This window comes from Weissella cibaria KACC 11862 (assembly GCF_000193635.1).
GTDB classification, from domain to species: domain Bacteria; phylum Bacillota; class Bacilli; order Lactobacillales; family Lactobacillaceae; genus Weissella; species Weissella cibaria.
The window spans coordinates 1-4830 of record NZ_AEKT01000010.1; the positions used below are offsets into that span (position 1 = coordinate 1).

7 protein-coding genes are annotated in these 4830 nt (G+C 36.7%); all 7 read left to right on the forward strand.

Annotated elements, in window-relative coordinates:
- Positions 1 to 1196 precede the first annotated feature (1196 nt).
- Entirely contained in the window at positions 1197 to 1490 is a 294-nt protein-coding gene (locus ESE_RS0101725; RefSeq protein WP_010370248.1) for a hypothetical protein, read from the forward strand.
- A gap of 56 nt (positions 1491 to 1546) precedes the next feature.
- Positions 1547 to 2029, forward strand: a complete 483-nt coding sequence (locus ESE_RS11285; protein ID WP_010370250.1) for a helix-turn-helix domain-containing protein — start codon at positions 1547 to 1549, stop codon at positions 2027 to 2029.
- Positions 2030 to 3060: 1031 nt separating this feature from the next.
- Positions 3061 to 3306, forward strand: coding sequence for a GlsB/YeaQ/YmgE family stress response membrane protein (locus ESE_RS0101735; RefSeq protein ID WP_010370253.1), 246 nt, complete (start codon positions 3061 to 3063; stop codon positions 3304 to 3306).
- 27 nt (positions 3307 to 3333) lie between these two features.
- On the forward strand, positions 3334 to 3888 hold the full coding sequence (gene amaP, locus ESE_RS0101740; RefSeq protein WP_010370256.1) for an alkaline shock response membrane anchor protein AmaP: 555 nt from the start codon (positions 3334 to 3336) through the stop codon (positions 3886 to 3888).
- Positions 3889 to 3907: 19 nt separating this feature from the next.
- Complete coding sequence (locus ESE_RS0101745) at positions 3908 to 4102, forward strand: hypothetical protein (protein WP_010370259.1); 195 nt, start codon at positions 3908 to 3910, stop codon at positions 4100 to 4102.
- Between the two features lie 16 nt (positions 4103 to 4118).
- Positions 4119 to 4628, forward strand: a complete 510-nt coding sequence (locus ESE_RS0101750; protein WP_010370260.1) for an Asp23/Gls24 family envelope stress response protein — start codon at positions 4119 to 4121, stop codon at positions 4626 to 4628.
- A 27-nt stretch (positions 4629 to 4655) separates the two neighbouring features.
- Entirely contained in the window at positions 4656 to 4790 is a 135-nt protein-coding gene (locus ESE_RS12525; RefSeq protein ID WP_010370263.1) for a hypothetical protein, read from the forward strand.
- The last annotated feature ends 40 nt before the right edge of the window (positions 4791 to 4830 follow it).

Here is a 4830-nt window from a genome sequence, read left to right on the forward strand (position 1 = left end):
TTNTTTTTTATTTTAATTATAAAGTTTTATTACATAATATTTTCAAAGTACGCTGGTAAAAGTGCAGAATGAAAAAATAAACACTTGCAAGTATTCCTTTTGCTAGTTAAAGTTAAATCAATAACTAATCAAATATAAAAGAAAAGGCACCTATCGAGTTTCGACCCTCGATAGGTGCCAGTGCAAAGAATGCATCACCATTCAAAGCACGTTGTCATTCAACATGTAAGTACATTATAAGGTACTTACAGAGAATGCGTCAAGAAAAGAACACTTTCTGACGAGAGACAATGTGACTAAGAATAGTCGCATTGTCTCTCTTTATTTTTGCACTCGATCCCTGCCACGTTACGGCGAAAGAGTAGAACGCACTCAGGACAAAGAAGCCTACATGGAAAGTAGGACGGCACGTGAAGGGCCTTGCTGTATGCTCCACAGACAGCAAAAACAGAGACGTGGAGAAGAGATAGTTAATCGTCCAACACAATGGGTAGCGGTTAGTTGTCCGATCGCGGGTTGCGCCGTGATGAAGAAATATAGCATGCGGAAAAGCTGAACGAGTAATCGTTCGAAGTCAGTAGTCCTAGCGTTATGTCATGGGTTAAACAGTTACCATATGTCAAAAAACGCCCTGAGAAGCTCTCAGAGGCGTTTTTAGGTGTCAGCCATATAAATAGACACAAGTAGATATAAAACAACGTCAAAACATAACCAAAGGTTGTAAGGGGTAGCTTGAACATAATCTACTGTGATAGGAATATCAGTCGTTGCGAGATGCACTCAACGAAACACACCAATTAGCCCCATTAAGGGGATAGTTGGTGGAGTGTCGAGAGAGAGAGCCTTGCAGGCTATCCGCAACGACTGATTGAGATATTGTTCAACGTGGTGTTTAATAATTGGGTATTTAAGGCGTGAGCATGCAAGGGGTCCAGGGGCTTGCCCCTGTGTCTGCCGAAGGCTTATAGGTAGCCGGTGTAAAGAATACGCGGGGCACGAATGCAGATGGCTTTCACTTATACAAATTTGTCCAGCGGGCGTTGTATAGCGTTACATTGATCCTTGCAGTTATTTATTGCGATAGCCAGTCGTTAAAATTAGGGTATTAACTAGGTGTTAACTTGTTATGATTAAGGTATTACTTTGTTATGATCAAGGCCATATCTGTACTGAACAGCCTGATAAATGGAGGAATTATGAGCGAATATAAAAAGAAATTACACGTTGTTCAACTTGATGCTGACTGGGTTGGACTTGCTGAAAAGGTTCTTGGTAAGCAAGGTATGAGTGTTGAAGAATATCTTGCTGCCGCATTGAAACGTGTGTACGTCTCTGATGAATTCCCCTTCGACCCTGAATTATCATATGATGAAGAAAAGCGGCTATTGGGTGATGAAGAATTTGATTATCAAAATGAACATAGTATTGATCTAACCCAGGAGCAAAAATTAGCAGATTGGTGGGTAGATACTGCCGAAGATTACGAATAACAAACTGTTCAGTTAGGCTTTACACTTTGAACAGTAATAAATGGACAGGTGAACACATGACTGAACACTTATATAAATCTGTAAAAGCACTTGCTGATGAGTTGGGGATATCGCGCACAACTCTCTATAAACGGGCAAAGTTAAATGGTATTGATTTGAATGGCAATTATACTAGTCAACAAATTGAACAGTTAAAAACTGTTCAATTTAAAATGGACACTGAACAGAAAAATGAACACTTTTCTGTTCAGAATGAACACAAAGATGAACACTTTTTCCAATCAGAAATTCAAAGATTATCATCTCAATTGACGGTTAAAGATGAACAGATTGCAGAATTGAATCAGCAACTTAAGCAAGCACAGAAATTAGCTGATCAAGCACAACAATTGCAGCTCAAGACGCAGCTGCAATTGGAAGCGGAGCAACAAAAAGTATTGGCTTTGGAAACTGAATTACAGCAAGATGAAGTTGTGTCAGAAGCCAGCGCCAACGGCGCCAAGAATAAAAAAGGTTTTTGGCGTCGGATATTTGGATAATCGAGGGATTTTACCCGGTAAGATCTAGCCATTATTTCATTGCCACCAGTCAGCGTTTTACTGACAATGCGCACTTACACGTCATTTAAAAATGGACGTGAGTGATTGCCTGATTTTCGCCAGAATGCGCACTTACACACAACATTAATTTGTGTCGTAAGTTCTTATCTGACTGCATCAGAATGCGCACTTACACTCCACAAATTAATTGTCATAGTGATGTGCTTAAAAACTGTATCAGAAGTTGCTATCGCAACAACGCAACTAACCGCCCGTTGGTTGGTAAAATAAAACGCTAGGGTGTGACCAAAAAGAAGGTCACACCCTAGCGTTTTATGATGATGATGACTGCCGAATTGCAGCAGTCATCGACTTTAACCTGATTATTTATAAATCCGCTAACCAGGGAGCGGACTACTGGATACCTAATCTTGATTAAATCTGCCGATTAGGAAGCGGACAACTTAGCTATTAGTAGTATAGCAACGATTGTTGATGTAATAACAATTATTAGCTGTCAGGGTGAGGATTTACATAGCAACCGATAGTTAATTTAATTAGGTTTTTTTAGTCAGAATATTAACAAATTATGCGTTGATTACGGAAGTAACTGCTCGTTTTTTGATAGAAAAAAATCCAGTCACCATCCAAAAAAACGGACAGAGACTGGATTTTTTTGTACATGTACTTAAAATTTGATGTTTAAAAGTATACTATATGTTCGTCTCAGTGGCTAATTAAGCTGGTTCTTTTTGAATTGGTCTAAATTGTGAAAAAGGACCGATCGGGGTGTTTGTGAAACGCCCCAATCGGTCCTTTTTAAGTTTGTGAAGTTAACGAGGTGAGCAATCAGCCGTTAGGCCTTGGTAATGCTGGGACTTGGGATAATCGATGTTATGTCGACTCCTTTTGGTATAGCTATGATATGTATTAATAAGACTTATTATTTTTATTATTTTAATTAAAGTAGTATTTTCTATATTAAGAACAGTATTAGTTTTTTAAATATTTAATTATAGGAGGAATGACGTATGATTTGGTCATTAATCGTTGGGGCAGTAATTGGGGCAGTTGCAGGTGCTTTAACAAACCGTGGAGAGTCTATGGGATGGATCAGTAATATTTTAGCCGGTCTGATTGGTTCTTCAATTGGACAAGGTATTTTGGGACATTGGGGCCCTAGCTTAGCTGGAATGGCAATTTTCCCATCAATTATTGGAGCAGTTATTTTAGTTTTGATCGTGTCTGCAATCTTTGGTATTAAGGCAAAAAAGTAGCATTATATCGTACTGAGGGGGCATGCTATGAAGAGATTGTACAAGGTGTTACTTGTTATTATTCTTCTAATTTACTTAATTAGTATTTCTACGATAATCTGGCCCGATATAATTACCAAAATAATTTCGTTTTTAGATCATATTAATTTACACAGTTCGCTAAGCGAGCAAATGTTACTTAGATATAATGAGCTATTTATTCTAGGATTAACTAGTGTAATTTTAATTGTTGTAATAGCGTTGCCTCGGCAAAAAAAATCTATTTTGTTAATTAACTCAGGGAAAGGCACACTATCTTTGGGAAATGAGGGAATCAGCAGTTTTATTAAGACACAGTTATCCGGCGAAGGATTAAGTAATATTCAAGTCAATATCAAAAACACTAAACATATTAAGCGTTTCAACGTTACCGCCGATTCTGAATATAAAAAATCGATTATATCTGATTTGCCACGAGTAGAAAAAAACTTAACTGATAGCTTGAGAAACTTACTATCTGGGGTTGATAAATCACCTATTCGAGTAAATATAAAGGTAAATCAATCTAATAAGCGTAATAATAAAGCATCGCGAGTTATTTAATTTTAGGAGTTTATCGAGTATGGATCGTAAACAGACAGTAGTTTTTTTAAGTAGCTTAATTGGTTTTGTAATTACTATTTTATTAATTCAATTTGGCTTTATAAAAACGATACTAGTAGTTGTTATAACAGGAATGTTCGGTTTATTAGGCCTTTTGTTTGATAATAATCGTATCCAATTAAGTAAACTGTTACATGACATTTTTAATAAATAATGCGGGGGATAAATTTATGACTACGGAAAATAAGACAGTAACACAGGAGACTGTAGCTCCTAAAGGACAATTGACGTTTGATGATAAAGTAATCCAAAAGATTGTTGGTTATGCAATTGAAAATGTATCAGGATTGCTAGGCGTAGATGGCGGCTTTGTAGCTAATATTAAGAATAAAATCGTTAATAGTGATAATCCAACTGATGGAATTAATGTAGAGGTTGGTAAAGAGCAAGTAGCTGTTGATTTGAATATTGTGATGGAGTTTGGCCATAACGCACATGATGTCTATAAAGAAATCAGTAAGGTTGTAGCAAAACAGATAGAAGAAGCAACAAGTCTTACTCTAGTGGAGCTGAATGTTGAAGTGATCGATATTCAGACAAAATCAGAATTCGAAGAATCACAAGTAACCATACAGGATCGTGTAACTGAGGTAGGAAAATCAGTTCAAGATAAGACAACAGACGGATTTGAAAAAATGAAATCGGTTACGTCTACAGATGATGATACGCGGGTACAATAACAATAATTTTAAGAAAGTCGGTTACTCATGATTAATAAGATATTAAAAGTGACAGCTGTTACTTCGCTAGTTTTAGTGGGGATAGTTTCAGTAGCAACTGTTCTTACAGCAAAGGAAATTGATAAGGCTGGTGATAAGCTAGCCGATAAACTTTATAATTAAAATAAAAAATGAACGATAATACTGTCGTTCATTTTTTATT